General features: G+C 65.4%; 22 protein-coding genes. 8 read left to right on the forward strand and 14 right to left on the reverse strand.

Annotated features, from left to right (window positions below):
* Positions 1-81 precede the first annotated feature (81 nt).
* Positions 82-342, reverse strand: a complete 261-nt coding sequence (locus ABT085_RS15185; protein WP_152885541.1) for a WXG100 family type VII secretion target — start codon at positions 340-342, stop codon at positions 82-84.
* Between the two features lie 229 nt (positions 343-571).
* On the opposite strand from ABT085_RS15185, the gene ABT085_RS15190 reads away from it, so the two are divergent.
* Genes ABT085_RS15190 through ABT085_RS15205 form a run of 4 tightly spaced genes read left to right on the forward strand, consistent with a single transcriptional unit; the run spans position 572 to position 3,786 of the window.
* Positions 572-832, forward strand: coding sequence for a hypothetical protein (locus ABT085_RS15190; RefSeq protein WP_351606714.1), 261 nt, complete (start codon positions 572-574; stop codon positions 830-832).
* A gap of 49 nt (positions 833-881) precedes the next feature.
* Positions 882-1,721 (forward strand): hypothetical protein, encoded by an 840-nt coding sequence (locus tag ABT085_RS15195; RefSeq protein ID WP_351606716.1) that lies wholly within the window; start codon positions 882-884, stop codon positions 1,719-1,721.
* A gap of 16 nt (positions 1,722-1,737) precedes the next feature.
* Positions 1,738-3,186: a PE-PGRS family protein gene (locus ABT085_RS15200; protein ID WP_351606719.1), complete on the forward strand. Its 1,449-nt coding sequence runs from the start codon at positions 1,738-1,740 to the stop codon at positions 3,184-3,186.
* A gap of 12 nt (positions 3,187-3,198) precedes the next feature.
* Positions 3,199-3,786 (forward strand): hypothetical protein, encoded by a 588-nt coding sequence (locus ABT085_RS15205; protein WP_351606721.1) that lies wholly within the window; start codon positions 3,199-3,201, stop codon positions 3,784-3,786.
* Positions 3,787-3,793: 7 nt separating this feature from the next.
* On the opposite strand, the gene ABT085_RS15210 is transcribed toward ABT085_RS15205, so the two are convergent.
* From ABT085_RS15210 to ABT085_RS15235, 6 genes are all read right to left on the reverse strand, one after another.
* Complete coding sequence (locus tag ABT085_RS15210; RefSeq protein WP_351606800.1) at positions 3,794-5,185, reverse strand: PE-PGRS family protein; 1,392 nt, start codon at positions 5,183-5,185, stop codon at positions 3,794-3,796.
* 386 nt (positions 5,186-5,571) lie between these two features.
* Positions 5,572-6,264, reverse strand: coding sequence for a hypothetical protein (locus tag ABT085_RS15215; RefSeq protein ID WP_351606724.1), 693 nt, complete (start codon positions 6,262-6,264; stop codon positions 5,572-5,574).
* Positions 6,265-6,428: 164 nt separating this feature from the next.
* Positions 6,429-7,193, reverse strand: coding sequence for a hypothetical protein (locus ABT085_RS15220; protein WP_351606727.1), 765 nt, complete (start codon positions 7,191-7,193; stop codon positions 6,429-6,431).
* The gene (locus tag ABT085_RS15225) at positions 7,174-7,518 is read right to left on the reverse strand and encodes a DUF6406 domain-containing protein (RefSeq protein WP_351606734.1); all 345 of its coding nucleotides are present in this window, start codon (positions 7,516-7,518) and stop codon (positions 7,174-7,176) included. Before ABT085_RS15225 ends, ABT085_RS15220 begins: the two co-directional genes overlap by 20 nt.
* Before the next feature lie 19 nt (positions 7,519-7,537).
* Entirely contained in the window at positions 7,538-9,037 is a 1,500-nt protein-coding gene (locus tag ABT085_RS15230) for a C2 family cysteine protease (protein WP_351606737.1), read from the reverse strand.
* Positions 9,037-9,405 carry a hypothetical protein gene (locus tag ABT085_RS15235; protein ID WP_351606740.1) on the reverse strand — a complete coding sequence of 123 codons (369 nt, stop codon included), beginning with the start codon at positions 9,403-9,405 and terminating at the stop codon, positions 9,037-9,039. Before ABT085_RS15235 ends, ABT085_RS15230 begins: the two co-directional genes overlap by 1 nt.
* Before the next feature lie 399 nt (positions 9,406-9,804).
* On the opposite strand from ABT085_RS15235, the gene ABT085_RS15240 reads away from it, so the two are divergent.
* Both ABT085_RS15240 and ABT085_RS15245 read left to right on the forward strand, forming a co-directional pair.
* The gene (locus tag ABT085_RS15240; protein ID WP_351606743.1) at positions 9,805-10,137 is read left to right on the forward strand and encodes a hypothetical protein; all 333 of its coding nucleotides are present in this window, start codon (positions 9,805-9,807) and stop codon (positions 10,135-10,137) included.
* An 88-nt stretch (positions 10,138-10,225) separates the two neighbouring features.
* A complete protein-coding gene (locus tag ABT085_RS15245; protein ID WP_351606745.1) occupies positions 10,226-12,340 on the forward strand; it encodes a hypothetical protein in 2,115 nt (704 codons plus the stop codon).
* Between the two features lie 42 nt (positions 12,341-12,382).
* Here ABT085_RS15245 and ABT085_RS15250 read toward each other — a convergent pair whose 3' ends face one another.
* The 6 genes from ABT085_RS15250 to ABT085_RS15275 all read right to left on the reverse strand — a co-directional run bounded on the left by ABT085_RS15250 (position 12,383) and on the right by ABT085_RS15275 (position 18,238).
* Positions 12,383-13,639 (reverse strand): hypothetical protein, encoded by a 1,257-nt coding sequence (locus ABT085_RS15250; RefSeq protein ID WP_351606748.1) that lies wholly within the window; start codon positions 13,637-13,639, stop codon positions 12,383-12,385.
* Positions 13,640-13,944: 305 nt separating this feature from the next.
* Positions 13,945-14,952 (reverse strand): hypothetical protein, encoded by a 1,008-nt coding sequence (locus tag ABT085_RS15255; protein ID WP_351606750.1) that lies wholly within the window; start codon positions 14,950-14,952, stop codon positions 13,945-13,947.
* 32 nt (positions 14,953-14,984) lie between these two features.
* A complete protein-coding gene (locus ABT085_RS15260; RefSeq protein WP_351606753.1) occupies positions 14,985-15,632 on the reverse strand; it encodes a hypothetical protein in 648 nt (215 codons plus the stop codon).
* 254 nt (positions 15,633-15,886) lie between these two features.
* On the reverse strand, positions 15,887-16,147 hold the full coding sequence (locus tag ABT085_RS15265; protein ID WP_351606755.1) for a hypothetical protein: 261 nt from the start codon (positions 16,145-16,147) through the stop codon (positions 15,887-15,889).
* A 31-nt stretch (positions 16,148-16,178) separates the two neighbouring features.
* Positions 16,179-16,733, reverse strand: coding sequence for a hypothetical protein (locus ABT085_RS15270; RefSeq protein ID WP_351606758.1), 555 nt, complete (start codon positions 16,731-16,733; stop codon positions 16,179-16,181).
* A 17-nt stretch (positions 16,734-16,750) separates the two neighbouring features.
* Positions 16,751-18,238 (reverse strand): PE-PGRS family protein, encoded by a 1,488-nt coding sequence (locus tag ABT085_RS15275; protein ID WP_351606761.1) that lies wholly within the window; start codon positions 18,236-18,238, stop codon positions 16,751-16,753.
* Positions 18,239-18,723: 485 nt separating this feature from the next.
* Here ABT085_RS15275 and ABT085_RS15280 point away from each other — a divergent pair, with 485 nt between their 5' ends.
* Both ABT085_RS15280 and ABT085_RS15285 read left to right on the forward strand, forming a co-directional pair.
* Positions 18,724-19,398 carry a hypothetical protein gene (locus ABT085_RS15280; protein WP_351606764.1) on the forward strand — a complete coding sequence of 225 codons (675 nt, stop codon included), beginning with the start codon at positions 18,724-18,726 and terminating at the stop codon, positions 19,396-19,398.
* Positions 19,399-19,499: 101 nt separating this feature from the next.
* A complete protein-coding gene (locus tag ABT085_RS15285) occupies positions 19,500-20,444 on the forward strand; it encodes a hypothetical protein (RefSeq protein ID WP_351606766.1) in 945 nt (314 codons plus the stop codon).
* A gap of 93 nt (positions 20,445-20,537) precedes the next feature.
* Here the strand turns inward: ABT085_RS15285 and ABT085_RS15290 are convergent, their stop codons facing one another.
* Positions 20,538-21,440 carry an RpnC/YadD family protein gene (locus ABT085_RS15290; RefSeq protein ID WP_351606768.1) on the reverse strand — a complete coding sequence of 301 codons (903 nt, stop codon included), beginning with the start codon at positions 21,438-21,440 and terminating at the stop codon, positions 20,538-20,540.
* Between the last annotated feature and the right edge of the window lie 35 nt (positions 21,441-21,475).

Consider the following 21,475-nt stretch of genomic DNA (forward strand, 5'->3'; position numbering starts at 1 on the left):
CGGGGGGCCCCCGGCCGGGCCCCCCCCCCCCCCCGGCCGGGCGCCCCGATGCATCGCGACAATCGCGCGGCTCGCCCGGAATCAGGTGGCGCGCTCGATGTTGTCGGCGCTGGTGTTCGCCGACTTGCTGGCGTCGTTCAGCGTGTCGACCCACTTCTCGAAGGTGGGCTTCACGTCGTGCCAGTCGTCACGGAAGCGATCGGCCTTCGGACCCTTCCAGAAGCCCGTGCTGTCGGCAGTGGCCGCCTGGAGGTCCTTGATCAGGGCCTGCAGGTCGTTGGCCTTGCGCGCATAGAGCTTGGAGAGTTCCCGGAGCCGTCCGAGATCTGCACCGCGATCCATAGCGAATCCTCCCCGTGTAGTCGTCAGAAACAAGCGGACTGTCCGTTTGCAACAGTGGACGCTACCGCACCACGCGCAGTTCCCGTCCAGAGCTGCCGAAGATGCGATCGTCCGGTGAACGAACCGTGTTCACCCCGTTCATCCGGTTCATCCGGGCCAGGGGGGTTCACTCGGAACGCCCGTGCCGCGCCAGTATGCTGGGGCCCTTGAGACACCGGGGGAGACTGCTATGGCGAATCCAGACATACAGGAACTCAACCAGCGGGCCAGTCAGTTGACGTCTCTGGCCGACCACATCGACTCGCTGGTCGACTCGGCCAGGAACCACAGCACGACGGGGATGAAGACCTGGTCCGGCCCGAACGCGGACGACGTGCGCGGCAGGCTCAGGACCTGGACCACGACGTGCGGGACGGTCGCCAAGGCGTTGCGTGACGAGGCGCATCGGTGCACGCAGGACGCCAACGACCTCAAGGACAACAAGAAGTAAGCGGTGAGAGCCGGCAACACCGCCGGTTTCACAGGAGGATTGCAGACCAGTGCCCTCGTACGACAGCTCCCGAGCCCGTTTCCGGCTGGCCGACCGCCATGTCGCCGTGTTCGCCCACCTCCTGGACGGCGAGACGCCTCCCGAGGAGCTGTGGGAGTCGCTGGTCGAGCTCCAGCGCGTCGGCCTGGTCGGCGAGGAGGGCGAACTGGCCCCGGTGCTGCGGGACCTGCTCGGCGCCCTCGCCGACCCGATGGTGATGATCCAGGTGGAGGTCACCGGCGAGCACGGCGCGGTCAACCACGGCGTGGTCGTGGGCCAGGACGCCGTCATCTCCCACGACGGCTGGCCGGGGGAGGAGGAGTCCGAGTACGTCTCCATCGAACCCAACACCCTCGTCTGGGAGTTGGCCCGCAAGGTCAACCTGCACCGCGGTGAGAAGCCGCAGGAGGGCGCCCCCGAGGTCCGGATCGGGACGACGATGGCCGCGCTGGACGCCGCGTTCGTCGCCCTGGAGGAGCCGGGCCCGGACGACGAGGCCACCCTCGCCAACGTCGGCAAGGCCCTGGTGGACGCCGACGCGAGCCTCGTGTCCCCGGTCCTGGAGCAGTTCCGCGACCTGGTCGTCGCCCTCAACGCCACCTGGCGCATCACCACCGCCTGGGACGGCCTCCACGACGGCAAGCGCTCCGCGATGATCCGCGCCCTCGCCGTCTGGGACTGCGGCCCCCTCGGCTACTGGATCCGCGAGAAGCCCGAGGAACCCATCATGCCCGGCCAGGTCGGCCCGGACAGCGCCCTCGTCCTCACTCTCTCCAACTCGGCCGAGGTCTGGGAGAAGATCACCGACCTCCTCCCGGACAAGGAAGAACTCCTGATCGCAGCCGAGTGACAGCCCGCCGCCGCACATGAGGAACGTCGATCCCGAGGACCTCGACCACCTCGCGAAACTGCTCGACGGCCGGGGCGGGGTACGGGACAGGCTCGACGAGGCCTTCACCCGCGCCGCGCGCCTGGGCGTCACCGCGGACCTGACCCCCCTCAGGCCCCTGCGCACCTGGCTCCCCGACACGGCCGCGGACCTGCGCCGCCGGGCCGCCATCGCAAGACTGGAGGACGGCGACCTCACGGCGGGCCTGAGATGGGCCGGGTTCGACGCCGGGGACATCGCCAGGGCGGCCGTCTACGCCCAGGCCCCCGGAGTCCTCCTGCTCGCCAACGCCCTGGCGGCCGACGACGATCCCGGCACGAAGGCGTTCCGGCGCAGGAATGGGGAGTCCCTGGACGACTGGGTCGACCGCATGAGGGCACACGGCATCGCCGGCATCCCGGCCCTCAAGCCGTACGAGCCGGAGATCGCCGAACTCATCGGCGACATCGGCGACGTCAAGTCCACGATCCAGCACGGCGGCCTGGCCACCTTCCACGGGGTGAACCTGACGAAGGTTCTGGTGGGGAACTCCATCGCCCAGGGTGCGCTGAACGCGCGGAAGATGCAGGTCGTCGGCCTGATGCAGCGCTTCAACCGGCGGTACACATGGGTGCCGCGTGTGGGGGAGTGGGCGAACAGGCTCGATGAATGGTCGCCGCCTGTCCGATCGCTCTCAGCGCCAGGTACCTGGCTCCCCGGCAGACTCGCGGGCGTGGCGTCCAGGAATGCCGCCTACCAGGACGCCTCCCGGGTGCCCTTCGTCAACGGTTACGTGGCCACCCGTGTCGGAGACGTGTTCGATCTGGCGCGAAGAAGCCGCGCTCTGAACGCCCGTCTCGTATTCGGTGTGAACGGGAACAAGCTCATTGACGGACTGGTCGGCTCGGACAGACTTGCTCGCATGTACGGCGGTCTGACCCATGCCGGGAAGATTCCGGGCCGAGCCGGAAACGCCAGCTACTGGAAAGTCGGCAAGAACGTCTACGGCGATGCCCGTCTGTTCGGCAAAGGGCGCTTTGCTGCCGCTGGAGAGGGATTCAGAGTCGCAGCCAGAATGGGCGGCGCGCTCCGGGCCGTCGGTGTTGCCGGTGGGGTGTTCGCCACGGCGTACAGCGGCGCCAACGTGTGGTCCCAGGGAGACCCGAGACGTCATTTCGGCAGCAGGACCGAAGGGGCCAAGTACGTCGGCGACGTGAGTGAGACCCTTTTCAACGCGTCGTTGACTGCTGCCACCGTCGCTCCCAACCCGTTCACGATCGGTGCGGTGGTGGTGACCGGGGGAGTTTATGCGGGAGCCAAGGTCGTGGAGCACTGGGACGACATCAGAACAGGGGCGCGGCGGGCGACGAAATGGGTCGACGGCAAGGCCGGCGATCTGGGAAAGAGCATCGCCAGGTCCAAGGCCAACCCCATGAACTGGTTCTAGTACCGGAAAGGGATGGACGTATTGAACGGCTTTGGGTTCGAATTGGAGCCGGAGCTCGACGGGCCCGTGCAACGCGGCTATCGAGGGGTCGTCGGACCGTTCGGCTCGGTGAGTGTGTACCGGCCACGGAGCAAGCCGGGCGAGGACCCTTTGAGGCAGGTCCTTCTTCAGGGACTGTCGTTCCCGGCGACGGAGTTCAGCGGAGGCAGCGGTGTCCTCCCCTCGCTGGACGGGGGCTGGCTGAAGGTCGACCAGACGCTTGTCCAGATGGATCTCAAGGTCAAAGGGGTTCGCAAGGGATCCCGTCGGCTGGAGATGACGTACCGCGAGCGCAGCTACACCTATACGTCCTTCGGGCCCATGAAACAGGCCCAGCTCAAGCGGGACGGCGTGACCGTCACGATCGACCGGGGCCGTTACATCCCGAAGGTCGGCGGCACCCGGGCCGGCCAGGCCGAGGGCGAGGCCGACGCCACGGATCTCGCCATCGCGATCGTGCTGGAAGAGGTCGACAGGTCCGCCCTGACCACCGGCGGGGCCCTGCTGGCGATCCCGGCGAACTTCCTCTTCGGCCGGGGCCGGGACGAGGGGACACCGTGACCGCCGGTCAGAACCAGTTCATCGGATTGGCTTTGGACTTGGCGATGCTCTTGCCCAGGTCGCTCGCCTTGTTGCCCACCCAGTCGGCCGCCTTGCCGGCCCCCTTCGTGATGTCGTCCCAGTGCTCGACGACCTTGGCACCGCCGTAGATGAGGCCCGTGCCGACGGCGAGGCCGATGGTGACCGGGTTGGGGGCGATCATGGCCGCGGTGAGAGACGCGTTGAAGCCGACCTCGGCGACGTCGGCGACGTACCCCGCGCCGTTGCGCTTGAAGGCCTCGACCGGGTTGCCCTGCGAGATGACGTTGGCGGCGCTGAACCCCGTCGACACCACACCGCCGACGATGCCCGCGCCACGCAGGAACCCGGCGGTCTTGGCGGCGGCGCCGAGGCCGGCCCGCAGGGCGCCCGTGTCGCCCGCCGCGCTGGAGGCGTTGGAGAAGACCTTGACGAGGCTCGCGCCGCCCGCCCGGGAGACCGGCGTCCCCGCGTGGGTGAGCCCGCCGAACGTCTTGGCCACCTCATCGGAACCGACCACGAAGTCGATGGCGTTGTTGAGGCCGAAGCTGCGCATGAGAGGCGTGCTGCGCACCCAGTTGTACGCGTTGCCGATGAGGTCGCCGCGCACGCCGGCGGACATCGGGATACGGCTGGCGTTCTGGTACAGGGAACTGCCGGAGGCCATCCGGCCGAGCTGGCTGGGCAGCCAGCTGCCGGGCGCGCTCAGCGAGCGGATCTTCGGCGACCACTTGATCAGGCCGTTTCCGGCCGAGCGTATGAGTCCGCTGTCGGAGCCGCGCATGACCACGCCGAGCCGGGTCTTCCAGACACGCAGAGCCCCGCCCTTCAAGGAGTTGCCCAGCAGTACCTTGGTGAGCGAGGCACCCTGGATGGTGACGAACGCCGAGGCGGTGGTGACGGCACCCCAGTCGCCGTACAGGCCGATCATGGTGGCGATCGTCTCTTCGTGCGGCTTGAGCCCCGGTATCTCGGAGATCGCGTGCGCCTTGAGCCGGTCGAGGTAGTCGGCGAGGGATTCGTCAGGACGGCGCTTGAAGACGTCGGCGCCCGGATCGTCGCTGGCGGCCACCGAGTTGGCGAGCAGCATCTCGTCGGGCGAGAGCCCCTTGTACGCCTCGATGTCCTTGGCGCTGAACCCGGCCCAGCGCAGCCCCGCCTCCGGATCCCCGCTCTCCAGCCGGGCGTAGATCGCCCGCTTGCGCAGATCGGGAGCCGTGTCCTTCACCCATGAACGCATGGGGTTGAGCGCGGTGAGCTTGCTGGAGACACCGAGTCTGGACGCCCGGGTGAACGCCTCGTCCAGCTTGTCCTGCACACCACCGCGACCGTCCAGCAGCTTCGCGAGCTGGTCGAGATCGTCAGGATTGACGTTGCGCATCCCCATGTTTCATCCCCCTAGGGCCTGTCCGGCGGATCATGCCGCAGACGCGTGGTCTGGCACGCCCATCTGCGGCGTTGTCGTCGGTTGCCGACGCTCCGCGTCGACTCCCTCCTCCGCCTTGCAGCTGGAAGCGCCAGACCACGCGCACCTGGGCTGATACGGCACCGCGGCTTTCCTGCGACTTGATCCGCCGGACAGGCCCTAGAGCACTCCCACACGGACCGGCGAGGACGGCCGCGAGTCGGCGCACCATGATACGGGCGGGGCTGTGAGGGTGCAGAGGATCGGATGTGCCGAAGCGGTGCGACAGCGAACACGCAACTTGGGAAGATCAGTTGGCGCACCTCGCAAGCCGCTGCCGTGCTGGGTCCGGCCAGTTGGGCTCAGCGATCGCCGATGAGCGCGAACGCGAAGGCCAGGCGCCGGTCCACCCAGCCGGCCCGGACGCTCACCTGCCCGTCGCCTTCCGAGACCATCACCACCTTGTCCTGCGAACGCCACTCCAGCGAGCGCGACTTGGCGGGCTGGTCACCGCCTTCCGCGCCCAGGTCGCCGATGGCGTTGAACACGCCTCCGAGGAACTTGCCCGCCACCCGGCCGGCGATCTCCTTGGCGTCCCCGCTCACCCACTCGTTGCGTCCCACGATCTCCGGGTGCCCCGGCTGGTCGATGCGCCAAGTGTGCTTGAAAGGGCGGTGCTTGGGCGGTACACGGCTGAGCGTCCCGATGGCCTGCCCGGCACCGTCACGCACCACGTGCCGCAGCTCACCGTCGACGTCCACGGCCGGTTCGACATAACAGAGCAATTTCTGGGCGTAGATGTCCTCGTACAGCGTGTGTTCGGGGAGCGACGGCAGACCCGGCCGCTGCGTGTGAGTCATTCCGAGGAAGGCGCAGGGTGCGAGCACCCGCAGATCCTTGGACCCGCGGGCCACGCGCACGGCCGGCGGGCCGCCCGCGGCACGGCTGCGCTTGACCGTGACCGGTCGTTCCACCGAGGAGACGACGAACGTCTGGACGTCGGACCAGCCGACCTGTTCAACCGGCGGCTCCTGCGCCTTCTGCCTGCCGAACACCACAACACCCTCCCAGCCCACACCTCAAGCCCTGCCACCTCGACTGTACCCAGCCGCGCGCACGACGACAGGGCGCGGGGAGGACGCGGGGGAGGCCGATGTGCGGGAGGGCATGCCCGGGTTCCGGGTGTCCGCCGAACCACACCCGTCCGGCGCGGAGTTCGCTACGTACTCGTCCGCTTCAGCCGTACGGCCCGTTCCGTCAGTCCTGTCACCGTGAACAGCACTCCGGTGAACTCGACCGTGTCGCCGGTCCGGACGGTGTCGTAGTCGGCCACCGGGAGCGCCGCGCAGTCGCCGCTGATCCGTGCGGTGCGCGTCTTCGTGTCGACGTACGAGACAGTGATCGACAGGCCGGTGGGGAAGCGCCACACGCCTCCGTTGTCGAGCACCGTCAGGGTGTCTCCCCGGGCCGGGAAGCCCTTCGACGCCGTGGCCAGGACGGCCGGGTTGGTGGTGAAGCAGAAGCCGTCGTCCGCCTCACCGCCGACCGGGCGCGGGGAACCGGGCGCCGCGGCCGCCGCGGCCCTGTCACGCTCGGCCGCGGGCTCCAGCACGACCCGGTAGGAGCAGATCTGCCGGACGGTGTAGGCATGACCGGAAACGGTGATCCGCTGTCCGGCCCTGACGGTCTGCTGCGTCCGGCCCGCCTCGTAGCGGGCTCCGTCGCCCAGTACGGCGGTACGGGTCGAGCCGTCGGCGTGTGCGGCCGCGTACCGCACGCCTCCGCCGCCGGGCAGCCTGAAGCCGCCGCCCCGCAGCACATGGAGCCCGCCCGTGGCCGGGGCCGCGCCCACGCACACCGGTCCGCTGTCCCGGGCCGGTGCCGCCGTCGGTTCCCCGTTGCGTGCTGCCCCGTCGCCGCAACCCGAGAGCAGCAGCACAGCGGCGGCGACCGCCCCGGCGCCGCTACCCGACGCCCTCCGCACCGGTCCCCTCCTGCCCGCCGGTACTCGCGCGCTCCAGCACCACACGGGTGCGGTAGTCGACCTCCGCGACCCGCCAGGTGTCGCCGGTGATCTCCACGAGGGCACCCGGGGTCAGGTCGTCGTACTCCACGCCCGGCCCGTCCTCGCTGCTGACCTGGATCCGGCCGTGCACCGAGGGCCGGGCGAAGATCGTCGCCACGATCCGGTGCGTGTGCCCCTCGTGTTCGACGGTGTACGGAATGTGATAGCGGAGCACCCAGCGGCCGTCGAACTCGAAGGGGTACTTGACGTGCGGGCGCTCCGGCTGGAGCTCGGGCTCGGTCACTGCACTCACCTGTCGGGCCTCAGGGGACATCGAACGCCTCGGGTCCCTGGAAGTACTTGTCGAACTGATCCTGCGTCACGGTGATCGGCGGATAGCCCTTCACACCCCAGGGGTTACCCAGAATGATCTTCCCGTCGTCGGTGAAGCCGCGCACGTAGTAGGCATGGTTGCTGTGATACGTGCTGCCCCATTCCGAGGGGTGGTTCTTGTCCAGGTCCTCGTCGTCCGGCGTGGAGACGGTGACGACCTTCCCGGAGTCGAAGGCCTTCTTCAGCGAGCCGATGTCCTTGTCGTCGTGCTTGCCGATGCCGAGGAAGCCGCCGGACTCCAGGTCGTCGCCCTCCTTGCCGGTCAGGTAGGGGGCGGACTTCTTCGGGTCGTCGCCCTCGATACCGCCGTAGCCGCGTTCGCCGTCGCCGTCGTCCGAGTAGACCAGCGCGAAGGCCTTCTCGTAGTACGCCGGCCAGGTCTCGCCGTTGCCGTACGTGCTGATCGGGTTGCCGTTCTGGTCGGTCGGCAGGTCGGCGGTCATGGTGACCCACTGGTAGTTGCCGCTCTTGTCCCAGACCCGGACGCTGACGGTGCCGTTCGGGTTCTGTCTGATCCCGTCCTGGACGAACTTGGGGTCCTTCTGCGCGAGGCCGGCCAGTGAGGCGACGTACCAGCAGTCGCCGAACTGGTTCTGGTTGACGTCGTCGGCCGACACCCCGTCCTGGAACAGCGGGTCGGAGGGCGGCGCCCAGTGAATGCCGTTGTTGGTCTGGCCGTTCTGGTTGTTGCCGCCGCTCTCGTACGCCCCCGTGTTGGTGAACGTCGGCTGCGTGCCGGGGAAGGCCGCCTGGAACTTGCCCACGTTCTCCGGGCTGATCTTGGACAGCATCAGGCCCAGGGTGGCCCGCCGTCTGTCCTCGGGTAGACCGTTGTCGTCGAACGGGTTCCAGCCCGAGTCGTCGGTGCTGCTGACCAGCTGGTTGTAGAAGGCGAGGTCCTTCGGGGAGGCCTTCGTCATCAGCGCGTCCAGCTCGGCGCCGGTCAGACCGTCCAGCTCACCGGAGACCTTCTCCAGGTCGTCACGGTTGCCGTCCATCCCGAAGTCCTTGCCCTGCAGGGACTGGAGATCGCGCAGCGCGTCGTCGATCTTCTGCGCGTCCGGCGCCGATTCGTCCAGGAAGACCATGGAGTCGTTGACCGGGTAGCCGCGCTTCTCCAGCTCCTGCAAGCCCTCCAGCTGCTTGATCCGGCGCTTCATCGACGTCTGGAGGTCGGACAGCTCGCCGCCGAGGGAACCAGGCAGTCGTCTCCGGCCGAGACCGAAGATCGACGGAATCGGGATCACGTCGCCGACCAGGTCCTGGAGCTCGGGGTCCCGGGAGGCGTTCTGCCCCGAGGGCAGGTTCTGCTGGGCGGTGGTCAGGACGGTCGCGAGCCGGGAGTGCAGCTTCCCGGAGTTCTGGGAGAGCGCGTCCAGCTGGTTCGCGAGTGCCGTCAGCCCGGTCGCGTCGAAGCCCCTGAACGTCATCAGTGACCGCCTCCCGCAGCGGACTTGGCCTTGTCCTGAGCCTTGGCCTGCCGCTCCAGCTCGTCCGCCTGGGCCTCCCAGCGTGTGGCGTCCGCCAGCAGCGCCGTACCCATCCGGTTCAGGCTGCGCTGCCGCTGCTGAAGGGTGGCGGTGGACTCGTCGGCGAACGGCCCCTGCCAGATCGCGCCCTTGTCGCCCCCGGTACGGAACGAGGCCGCGCGCGGCGTCGCCTTCCGCACCGCGTCGTCGAGATACGGCCCCAGCTCACGGGCGAGCGACCGCGCCTCCCGCGCGCACTCCCGCAACTTCTCCGCCCGCCGCTTCAGTTCGGCGCCGTCGCCCCCGCCACCGTCATCCGTGACCGCCATGTGCCACACCTCCCCCGTCGACTGCTTCTGTTCAGCTATGTCCGAAACTGACTGCCGGCAGCATCGCTGTGCAGCATACGAGGGGCCCTACGGCCCGGAAGCCGACCAGTGGGAAGTGCGGCCGACCGTTACAGGGTCACCACATTCGGGTGGGCCAGGGATGGGAAGTAGCCGCCCCTGGCCCACCCTTGAGCGGTACCGCCGTTGATCGAGTACGCCGGTAGCGTGCGTGGTCGAACAGTGGATCCTCGGACGTATCGCGATTCTGGATGGAACCCTCAGCGCGCGCCCTGCGGGTGGATGCTCATTCGCCAGAGCGATTGAATCTGGCAACAGGCAGTGGATTTGCTGCTGTTCACGCACCGACTCGGTAGGGTGCATGTGGTCTAGGGAGGGGCTATGGCAGCCGACGGGGACAAGCCGCAGGTGGACAATCCGGAGAGGGAACGCCTGAAGAGGCTGAAAAGCGATCTCCAGAAGGAACACGCCGACCTGGTCGGCGCATTGAAGCGGGCGGCTGACGACATAGGCAACGGTGGCCCGGACTCCGCGAAATCGTGGGTCGGCAAGAACGCTGACAAATGGCACAACGATGTGGCAGGCCGCCGCAAGGTGGTGCGTGCCCGCCTCGACACGGTACTCGATGACATTCAGAGGGAAATCGACAGCATGCCGGAGAAGGTCACCTCGGATGAAGCCGCTTCGATGAACCGGAACAGGCGTATGTACTGAAGCCGCATCTCTTGATGAGCCTATGGGCTGAGCAAGTGGTCAGGTGCGGTCCAGTGGCGACAGCGGAAACGAACGGGGGCAGTGAGAAATGCGCGGGGATGAAGACGGTGGCGGCTCGGGCGTCTTTTCGGGCATAGATCCGGACGCACTCAAGGGCACAATTGATTCGGTACGGCGCGATCAGGAAGCATTGCAGGACCGGGCTACATATTACAGGAATCAGCTCGCTTATTACGGCATCGGTGCTGCGGCGCTGGGCGACGTACTGAAGGTGGCCGGCTGGGCTCGGGATGAATTGCCCATGCTTAATCGACGCTATCACCTCGCCGTGAGTATGGAGAACGATCCATATCCCGGATTCAAGGGAATGATGCGGATCGACGAGAGCAAGGTCGGCCAGACCGCTCAGGCAACGGAAGACGGAAAGAAACTTGCGGAGGACTTCAACAGAAAGATCGATGACGGGGATTCGGTTTCCCCTGAAATGTTTGCAGACCTGCAGGCCAACGCGACGGACGCTGACTATCTAAAGGCCTTCTACGGGACCCTCGGGCCGCGTCGTCTGCTGTGGTTGTCCAATGAGATGGGCGATCAGTTCAATGATCAGTACAAGGGCCATCCAGGCGGGCGCGAGAGAGATCGGAAGATTATCTCCGAGACCTTCGGTACTTATACAAAGGTGGCCTTCGAGGGGGAGACGTCCAAGGAGCGGCAGCGATTGTGGAACGAATGGTTCGATCAATCTGCCGTCGACAAGAATGACGGATTCCGACCCGACCGTCTCACTCCCTTCCTGAACGGGGGGTCGCCCGACAAGGATTTCCTGGTGGCGCTTGGAGATCGCGTTTTCACCAAGGATTCAAAAATTAACGAAACACGATTCTTCGGAAGTGGTGGACTCGGCGAAGGAGAGTGGAGCAAGGACAACTATGAGCAACTCTTCTCCGCTATAGCGAAGAACCCGGAAGCCTCGGGTGAATGGTTTGACCACAATAGCGATTTCGCCACGAATGCTTTTTACCCTACGGGTCCCTGGAGCGTTCGCGAACCCAAGGGACGCTGCAAGGCATTCTTTGACCTTATCAACTCTGCCACGGTGGAGCTCAAGCAGGGAAACCCCTCGCTGGCCGAGAGGAACACGGCCAGGATTCTGTTCGAAAATTACCAACATAAAAACGGGTCCGATACGGCGGGTCTGCATCCAATTCCTGGAACCCAGGCACTGTATGCGAGCATCATCACAGCATATTGGAATGATCTCGAGTATGCGGTCACATCGCCCGTGAGTAATTCGCTCTGGGGGGCCGATGTGCATGCAGAAGGCGAGGAGAAGTTCGAAGCAGCGACCAAATGGGACAGCAAGGACTTCTTGAAGGGGCAGGATACGGGTCGGCCAGGTCTCGAGATCTCGGCGAAGCTTTGGCGAAGCCTGATGGTGGAGTCCGCCAGAGATCCAAAGGCCGCAGGTACCCTGAGCGCCTTGTTCCAGTCCTACAACACAAAAGAGATCGACTATTCTTTTGGATCTCATACGGTGCCGGAGGACGGCGTCAGGTTCCACTCCATGAAACGCGGAATGATGCAGCAGTTCTATGTCACCGCCTTTAAGGCTGCATCCACCGAACTCGACATGGACATCGACAAATGGGTTGATGACACGAACAACTTTCGGGCGTCTGTGATCAGCACGGCCAGCGACATTGCGATGGGGGCAACTGGCGGGGCGGGCCTTGCCGGCGCCAAGGGTGCAGCGGTCGGAGTGGCTTGGGGGTTGGGCCAGGGCGCCGTCACCGGGTGGATCACAGACCTTGCGAAGGTCGACGCCGGCGATGCACCCAAGGACCTAAGGGAGCAATTCAAGGGGGTTCAAGAGGCCGCAGCAGACTTTTCCTGGCAGAGTGACTACCAAAACAATGCCGGTGCTGCCTGGAGGCATCACCGATTCGAGGCCGTGACGGTTGTCACCGACGACGGTAACGGGGAAAAGACTACCAAGAAGTACAACGGCGATCCGCGGGCCTACGCGAAAGGCGCCGGAAACTTCCTGAATAAAAATGGCGAGATTATTAAGTTCTCCGAGATGACGAATGCTCAGCGTACGGCTTACGGGGAGTGGCTCCAAGACCCTGCGGTAGTCAATGCTGTTTGGCCGGAATATTCTGCCGGCAGGGACGGGCGTGACTACCCTGGACAGGATGAATAGCGTGAGTGGGTGACGGTTTTCGAGCGAAAACTCTGTCTGATGTCAGGGGAGATGTAGTTGGAGTACTGCCGTACTCCAACTCTCTGGAGAGTCCGTATCGCCAATCCTGGATTCTGCTGCAATGTACAATTGCTCTTTGGATGCCGATATGGCTTGAACCCCGACCAGTGCCGGTGAGATTTCTCCGGAAGTGACCCGATAAACGGCTTTGCCGCCTACCAGATGGTCCATGAACTCCTGCTGCGAATCGGTCTTTATGGAATTCCAGTCGTACTCGGCCGAGAAAGGAGGGCGATAAATCTTCCCTGCATCGGAGTAGTAGACTTCTGCGCGCTTTGGTACAGTTGCGACATCGCCTTGTTGTGAGTCGCCCGTGCTGGGAGCGATCTCGGCATCCAGAGCTCGGCCGATAGCTTCGAAAGGGCGTCCCGGTTCTTTGATGTCTTTGGGTGCCTTCGCCCCGACGAACGGACTCAGTGTGCCGTCAGTGTTTATGCGGACAATCCCAGGGCCTGTCCTCCAATACAGAGCATCGCCGTCAGCGGAGAGCCATCCGGAGTTCCAGACGTCCGGCACCAAGACATCCTTCCCTGCAACTCCTGGAGTCGGGTTGATGGCGTTTCTGACGGCCGGGTTGGACCGCTTCAGCGATTCACCGTCCTTGGGCGGGCGCCCGGCGATCAGTTCGACCGCATCACCATCAAGCCTGTGTACGTACGAGCCGTGCTTCTTCCAGGTGATCTCGTCACCGATGTAGATCGCCCCGTGCTCGGTCACAGTCACTCCCGTGACTTGGCTGACACAGAGATCTGCTGCTCGCTTGGCGATGGGGGAGAGCTTCGCGTCCGCACAGTCGGTGTCGACTATTTTGGACGCTTTGCCCTTGCGGCTCACTTTCCAAAGGTCGCCGGCGGCAAGATAGACGGATCCGTCCGCCGCTACTGCGGCCTGCGCAGCGTGTTGTTCATTCATGCCGGATATGGGTATCCGTTCGGCAATGCCGGATTTCGGCTTGCGCCACATCACCATCTGCCTGTCTTCCTGAGTGAACAAGTAGATGGTGCCATCGGGTGCACTGGCGAGGCCCCGATACCTCCCATGGATGGCGAGCGTGTCGGCATCGCCTGCGCCGATGGCTTTGCCTCCGCCGCCGAGGACGAAGTCGACATCGATTGCGGCATCCTCTGTGTCGGAAGCTATCGTGTTATAGGCGCCAAAACCGACAAGAGCTGCTATGGCCAGTCCAATGCCAATCGTGGTTCGGCGTCGCGCATGACGCAAGGAGCTCAAGCCGTTCAAGAAACGCTGCCTCTCTAGCCGATGGCCAAGAACTGTCCGCTCGACGCACATACGCAGCCTTGCCTCTTTGCGAGTCCCACGCAAGCAGCGGACGACTTTGCTTTGGGAGGTGTGAGTCAGCGCATGTCTCGCGGTCGGTCTGCACGCTGACCTGATGTCCGTCCTCTACGGTGCGTCTTCTGGATTTCCTCCACGCGATGTCCTGAGCTCTCTCGGCAAGGTGCTCGGAGCGCGAAGGCGCCGTTGCGAGGGGAGACTGGGCAATGGATCTGTACTTCCATTCGTGCCCTCGCTGACGGTCTGTTTCATCGGTTGACGGACTGGATTTCCTGGACCTTGATGCTCTGCGTGCTTCCGAACGTGCCGTCGGGAAGACGTGTCGGGCCAGGGTTGCCGGTGCCGGACCAGGCGATCTCCCAGGTGATGGTGGCTCGCAGCTGGTAGGTGCCGCTGCCTGAAGAGCGCAGGTAGCTGATGCCGCATGGGGGAGTGCGGCCGGCCTTCCCTCTGGCGTACTCCTCGCCGATGGAGCCGCTGTCGCCGAATGTGCACTCGCCGGAAGCCGGGAAGCTCTCCGCGTCCCGGGTACCGGGTTCGAGCCTGAGGGAGACGGGCTCCGCCGTGGTGGTGGCCCGGATGTCCAAGCCACCGACGTTCAGGCTGGCGGTCACCGAGACCGGCTTGAACTTGGTCTCGTCCAGCCAGGCCCAGGTCGGAAGGTTGACCTTGGTGACGTTCGCCGGAGCAAGGCTGACCTCGGTCTCCGGCAGGTGCAGCCTGTTGTAGGCGAGCTCGGCGAGAATCTGCGGGGTGGCAGCCTGAGGTACGTCGGGCGTGTCACCGGTCTCGACCCAGAACGGCGCCTTGTCACACGCCTGGGCTTCCGGTTCCATCCACCGGGTCTGGTCACGAACGGCAACCCACCAGTTACCCTTGTCCGCCTTGCCGAGGTTGTAGTTCTTGTACTGGCCGTCCTTGTAGGTGTCGCGGAACTCGCCGACGCTGCTCTTCGCGTAGTTCGCCTGGCCCGGAGCGTTGACGGTCTCGTCGTACATGTCCTCGACGTACGTCGAGAACTCCTGTGCGCTGCGTGGCTCGTACCAGCAGGCCGGCGGGCTCCAGTCACCCACGGGCGTCACGTTACCGCCGTCACTGCCACCACTTCCGGCGGTGCCGCCGGAGAATCTGACCACGGAGACGATGTCGCTGCCGCTTCTGGTGCCGCTGGACACCGTCTTCGCACCGTTCGACTTGCCCGATGGACCCCAGCCCGCCATCGCTGTGCCCGGAATCAGGACGCAGACTCCGGTCATCGCGGTGACGGTGAGCCACCTGGATCGCCGAGTCAGGGAGTGCATGCCTTGTTCCCTCGTTCGGATTCGAGCTTCGTGGTCTGCCACACACCCTGTGCGTTCTTCTCAAGGCGCGTGCTGTACAGCACATACGAGTCGTTGGAAGCCGGTGTCCTGTCGACCTTCTTGGTCTTGCGGTCCTTGTTGAAGGCCTTGCTCTCGTCAGAGCAGTAGGTCACTGCCGCCGATGCCTTGTCGAAGACACTGATCTTCGGCGCGTAGTAACGAACCGTGCCGGTAAAGGTCGAACCGGAGTCGACGATCGACTTGACCCAGTCCTGGCTGCCGGTGAGAGCCGTGTTCGTTTGGTAGAACCTGAGGCCCGTGTCCTGGGGATCCCCCTTGACGACAGCGTGCGTGACAGCGGTCTGAGCGTGCCCGGCGTCCGCCAGGATCGCGTCCTTGTCCGCGACGCCGGTCTTCCAGCCTTCGAAAGTCTCGGTGATGTCGCTCGGTAGCGTCAGGTCTGGACGATCGCTGTCTGCAGCAGGAGCCGCAGACGCGGAACCAGTCGTGCTCTGATCGGCGCCCGCGATCTTGTCACTGTCCTTCGACGAGTCGGTCCCGCTGCCGCATGCGGTCAGCAGCACGGCTGCGGTTGCGGCAAGCGCGACAGCAACGGGCAAAGAACGGCGGTTCACGGTCGGCTCCCGATGAGGCGAGGGATGAGTCAAGGGCATTGACGCTACCGGTGTCGTTGTTGGTTCTGCCAGGAAGAGTCGATCGAGTTGAAGCGCAACCGCAAGGAATCGGCCTGGAAGAGGCCTTCATTGCTGGCGCAAGTAGCGAACTTCCGTGGAGTGGCCAACCGTTGGGTGCGCCGTGGTCGGTGCAGACGCACGCCTGATCGCGGGGGGCTGCAGGGGATCCGCTCGTCCAGTCGTGCTGATCAGGATCAGGGAGCCGACTGCTTGAGGTTCAGCGCGGACCGATCGCACTGATGGGCTTCCTGTCGCAGGGTCGCAGCGACGTGCGCGCATTTCGTTCGCCAGGCCTTCAGCTCGCCCCGGATGCGGTCTGCATGAGGGCCTGACCAGGTCTTCATCGTTGTGGTGACGAATTGGTGCGGCGCGTCCACCATAGCTGCGATGTCGTCCGCCAGCGCACGCAGTTGGGATGCCCGGTGGGTGAGGTCCTGGATGTCGGGATCGGCCATGGCACTACCTCGTCATCGTCCTCTCAGGCGCCTACTCGTAACCTCCGTTGCGAGGGTGAGGGCGCATCAGGGCAAAGGGTGCTGAGGCGAGGGCACCGCCCAGGGTCAACGCCGAGGTGTCCACCGCCTCGAAGATCAGGGCGATCGCAAGGTCGACGGAATCCACGGCGCCGACCGCGAAGCCGCTGCGCACGCCTCTGTCTCGGGGAGATTCGGCCGAGCCCGGTCCGACGGTGATCTCCACTCCGTCGCGCACCAGTCGAGAGGGCTTGGCGTACCCCGTGGAGGTGTACGTGTACGAACGGTCCAGGTAGCCGAGCTTCAGCGCACGTGCATGCCTCGTCATCCCACGCGAGTTGTGGCGCAGTGGCACATCCTGGCCGGCGATCGACAGCTTCCCCTCGGCGAGGCTCGGACAGCCGGAGCCCACACCCGTGTATTCGGTGTGCGGAAGATTTTCGCCGAACAGTTCGGCGAACCCCCGGTAGGCACCCGGTGCGCTCTTCTTGTGCTGGATGGTCACGTGGCCGAAGTCCTTCAGTCGGCCACGCCATCCGATGAGGCCGAATTCATCGAAGGCCTGCATGCTGAACTTGAATTGTTTCATGACGTCGGTGCACGCCCTGTCTTCTGCATGTTGTCGGCGACGGTCTGCAACCAATTCATCGGGTTGGCTTCGTGAGCCAACTCCTTCACTCCACGTGTGGCCCGGTCGGCTTGCGTTGCCGACCACGCGACGACTTTGTCCGCTTCCTTCTTGATGTCGCCCCAGCGTTCCACCGCTTTGACTCCGACGTAGGCGGTGCCGAATGCGGCGACGGCACCGATGGTGAACGGATTGGGGCAGACGGTCGCCGCGGTCAGGGAGGCATTGAAGCCGAACTCGGCGACATCGGCGGCGTATCCAGCTGATTCTTTTCCGCTGTGGAATTTCTTGAGGGGGCTTCCCTGGGCGTAGAGGTTGTAGCCGCTGTAGGCGGTGGACGCGACGCCGCCCGCGATCCCGAAGGTGCGCAAGCCGCCCGACACCTTGAAGGCGTTGCCCAGCCCTTCGAGCAGAGAGCCTCCATGACCCACTTCTGCGGCGCGGGCAGCCACATAGGTGTTTTTCGTAACCTGGTAGAGGCTGGCTTGCCCCGCGCGCATGACCGCCTGGCCGGAGTGTGTGAATCCGCCGTAGATCCTTGCCAGGGTGTCGTTGCCGACGAGAGTGGTGATCAGTCGGTTCACCGTCCACCCCCGGATCGCATTGTTGGCGATGCTGCTTCGCAGTACCTCGTCCCAGATGCTCCCCAGGCGGCCGGAGACGTGGTTACGGATGAATGGGACTCGATTGGCATTCTGGAAAAGTGAACTGCCTGAGGCGAGGCGTGACAGTCGGCTCGGGAGCCAGGAGCCCGGGGCTGAGAGCGACCCGATCACCGGCTGTGCGTCCCTGAGTCCGGTAGCCCATGTATCTGCCTGCGCCAAGGGAATCCTCGCGACGATCTGGTCGGCTGTCCACGATTTCAAGGTCATGCCCCAGCCACGGGCCAGAGAGTTTCCGACCAGAATTCGCGTGACGTTCGTTCCGTGGAAAACGGCATGACTGCCGAAGTCGACGATCCCCTTGACGTCGCCGTACATGGAGATCAGGTTCCTGATCTGATCTCCATGTGGTGTGAGCATGGGGATCTGCGCGATGGCGTGAGCCCTTACGCGGTCGGCCCAGTCGTGGGCCGACTCGTTCGGCCTGCGCCGGAAAGATTCGGCCTTCGGGTCGCCACTGGTCGCCATGGCATAGGCGATGATGAGCGGCTCGGGTGAGAGGAGGCCCGCGGCAGCTTCGGCGAGTTCCTTCGTGGTGAATCCCGCCCACTGCAGACCGGCCGTCGGGTCACCGCTTTCAAGGCGGGCGAACGCGGCACGGCGGCGAATGTCGGGGGCGTTGTCCGATGTCCAGGCATGCATGGGCCTGACGGCTGCGAGTTGATGACCGACACCGAGACGGGACGCCCGCGTGAACGCTTCATCCAATTGGCCGCTCAAACCGCGTCGGCCGTCGAGGAGCCTGGCTAGCTGGTCCAGGTCGGCCGGATTGACCACCCTCACCGCTGTCGGTCCCCTTCGCGTTCTCGCCTTGCGGGGAGCTTGGTCGCTGTGGCGGCGACCGGGACGGTCATGGGTAAGCGGTAGTGCTTCACAGTCGGCTCTCCGTGTGGAAGCTGCGCAGTTCGGCCCGCTCGCGGTGTTGCCGGGCTGTGCAAGAGCGATGCGTCAGTCCGTCCTCAGAAGGGGGCAAGTGGGAGCATAGCGGCGATAAGTGCATGCTCGGGACGTGCTGTTGGCCAGGACGTCCTTCAACGCATGACTTGGCTGTCGTGGCAGTACAGCGATCGTGCACCGCTGTTCGAGCAATGAGCGGTTGAAGCTTCGCGGGTTTGCCGGTGCAGCGGGGTGTTCGTGGGGGGTTGTGTGAAGGGAGCTTCACGAACTTCACAGTGTCGCATCAGTCCACCTGTGAACTCGGTCCTCGATTCGTCGCACGTGGGATCATCCCTGGGCAAGCCGATCACCTATCTCTGAGGACGAGCGCCATGCTGACCATGCGACAGAAGACCGCTGCGGCTGGTCTTCTTGCTGCCGTCGCCTTCTCTGTGACCGGTTGCAGCAGCGATTCGGGCGGCGGCTCGGCCAACGACAAGATCAAGGGGGCCGGTTCGGAGGAGAGCGCCTCCGCCTCGCCGTCCGCCTCCGCCTCGGCTTCCGCCGCGGCCGAGAAGAACGCGCCGACGTTCGCCTTCCCGGCGGACGTCAAGGCGACGGTCGAGCGGGACACGAGCGGGGATGCCGTCAAGGACGCGGTGCTGCGGGATGTGGCGTACTCCGCGCAGGCCAACATCGAGGCCTTCGCGCTGGGCAGGAACCAGAGCGCCAACCTGAACCGCTACTTCTCCGGATCCGCCTACACCTACTGGGCCAAGCAGGTCGGGGACTTCAAGAAGGACGGGCTCACGCTCACCGGGGAGTACCGGTACTACGACTTCAAGGTGACGGACCTCGCCAACGGCAAGTCCGCCGCCGTCTCGTACTGCGAGGACCAGAGCAAGGCGTTCAGCAAGGAGATCAAGACAAAGAAGGTGCTGCGCACCTCGCCGAGCGACAACAGCTACGTCCTGTACACGCTTCAGGCGTCGAAGGACTCCGCCGGCGACTGGCAGGTGACGCGGCAGAGCTGGAAGAAGGGGGACCCCTCGTGTGTGCGGACATAGCTGAGATGGCCGGCAGGGCTGATGGGGGTAGATCGGCGCGTAGGGTCGGTCGGCCGGCTGTGTGTGCGGCTGTGGCCGCCGGGCTGGTCGTGGTGCTGGGGATGACCGCGCCTGCGTACGCGGACGACACCCGCGGCGGTGGCGGCACCGGGAACACCGACACCGGCACCGACTCCGGTGCCGACTCCGGCGGCGGCACCATCGGTGCGCACATCCAGATCAAGCAGAGCAAGCCCGGCTCGGGTGGTGACAGCACCACCGCCACTTCCTCGAACGCCAACTGGAAGCCCCCGGTGTGCTGGTACGAGCCGATGTACACCTCGGACGAGTACGAGGAGTTCATCAAGTCCGCGTACAACGGTGCGCAGGAGCCCGCGGCGAGTTATGCCAAGAAGCGGGACGAGGAGAAGTACCACAAGGGCGACGACGGCCTGTGGTGGCAGGTGAAGTTCCGCAACGACGACTACACCACCGCGTGCCCGGTCACGACCGACAACTGGGAGATCTGGGTTCCGCCGGCCGATCCGGCTCCGGACCCCAACAAGCTGACGCCGGAGATGCTCTCCCAGCTGGCCTACAACTCGACCAAGCTGCCGAAGCCGCCCGTGGTGCTCAGCCCGGGTGCGGACCGGCTCGTGGTGAACCTCGGTACGCGGGTGAAGTTCGAAGGAGACTTCGACCGGGTCTGGACGACTGCGCGGATCGACTACAAGGGCGTACACATGGCGGCGACCACGGTCGCCACTCCCGTGGCGCTCAAGGTGGACGCCGGTACCGCCGACGCCGACCCGCAGACCTGCACGTACGACCTGGTCAAGGGCAAGGACGGGTACACGGTCGACAGCGCGGACGCGGGCTGCAATGTCACGTACCGCCGCTCTTCCGGTGACGGCACCTATCCGTTCAAGGCGTCGATCACCTGGAAGGTCACCTGGACCGACTCGGACAACCCGGACGGGCCGGCGCGTCAGCCGGGTCTGCCGGACGGGCTGTCGACGGTCGAGCAGGACGTGACCGTGCACGAGATCCAGGCCGTCAACCGCTAGGGGATGCGGCCAGCGCGGGCCTCTTCGCCTTCGGCGAGGAGGCCCGTCCGTGTGAGTGCCGCGTTCGAGTCGCCGGCGCCGGGCCGACCGGGGTCAGGCCGGGTCCTCGGTGAACAGGTCCTCGGCGGTCGTGGCGGTGAGGGCGTTGGTGAGCCACGTCCCCAGTGTGTCGAGGTCGGTGCACGTCGTGATCCGCTCGCGGGCGCGCTCGGGGACCTCGATGCCGCGCGTGGCGAGGATGAGGAGGATGTCCTCCGACCGGCCTTCGGACCGGCCTTCGGACCGGCCCTCCGCCCGGCCTTCGGCGCGCAGGCGCTCAGAGGTCTCCGAGCGGAAGAAGGAGAGATCGACGGACATCAGTTGCCTCCAGGTCTCGGCCGCGGGGGCGGTTCCCAGGCCGAGTTCGGTGAGCTCGGCGAAGATCCTCGCGGTCTCCTCGTCGATGGTCTTCAAGGCGGTGGCCAGGGCCTTCAGTATGGCAGGAGCATTCGGGTCCTTACCATGCGTGACCGCGCTCAAAGTAGCGAGCGGGATATCCCGGGCGGCAGCGGACGGATCGGTGATGGCGGGCACGTTGTGCGGCCCGAGGACGAGTGCCCGCAGGGTGAGTGCGGGCCATTGGGAGGGGCCGATGGTGAAGGGTTTCGCCGCCCACTCTGCTGTCGTCCTGTCCTGGCAGGTCACAAGGAGGACTGGGGGGAGGCAGTACTTCGCGTACAGGTGTGCCACGTAGTAGGCCCAGGCGGCGGGTTTGCCGGGGTCTTTCTTCCCCTGTGCCTCGACGATCAGCAGGTGACTCTCGCCCGACGTCGTGTCGATCTTCAGGAGGGTGTCCACCCGCCGTTCCGTGGGTCTGGTCTCGGTGAGATCCGTGGGCATCAGGGACACGGCGACGGGTTCGGGAAAGGGCAAATCGAGGGCCCGGAAGGTCCGGGCGAAGACTCCCGGGTCTTCCTGGAAGATGCGGTGCATCGCCTCGTGGGATGAGCTGACCATGTGGGGGACGGTAGGGCGGTGGACTCCGAGTGGTC

The sequence above is a fragment of the Streptomyces sp. NPDC002265 genome (assembly GCF_040296125.1).
Taxonomy (GTDB): Bacteria; Actinomycetota; Actinomycetes; order Streptomycetales; family Streptomycetaceae; genus Streptomyces.